Source organism: Paraburkholderia sp. SIMBA_054 (assembly GCF_046534875.1).
In the GTDB taxonomy this organism is placed as follows: domain Bacteria; phylum Pseudomonadota; class Gammaproteobacteria; order Burkholderiales; family Burkholderiaceae; genus Paraburkholderia; species Paraburkholderia hospita.
The window spans coordinates 1-264 of sequence record NZ_JAWRXV010000964.1; the positions used below are offsets into that span (position 1 = coordinate 1).

1 protein-coding gene is annotated in these 264 nt (G+C 70.5%); it reads right to left on the minus strand.

Translation table 11 applies throughout. The features are described from left to right. A partial coding sequence (locus SB822_RS57990; RefSeq protein WP_410859225.1) for an aconitase family protein occupies positions 1–264 on the minus strand: 264 nt, incomplete at both ends.

The following is a 264-nucleotide window of genomic DNA, read 5'->3' on the forward strand; positions in this document are numbered from 1 at the left end:
GCCAGTGCGCGACCGCCTGGTCGAATGCTTCACCCTTGGGGCCGCGCGGCGTGGCGGCCACCCAGTCGAAGGTCGCCTGGTCCGGCGCGACCATGCCGGCGCGCGCGCCGGCCTCGATCGACATGTTGCACAGGGTCATGCGCTGCTCCATGTCCATCGCGCGGATGGTGGTGCCGCGGTACTCGATGACATGGCCGGTGCCGCCGTTGACGCCGATCACGCCGATGATGTGCAGGATCACGTCCTTGGCGCCAACGCCGGGCG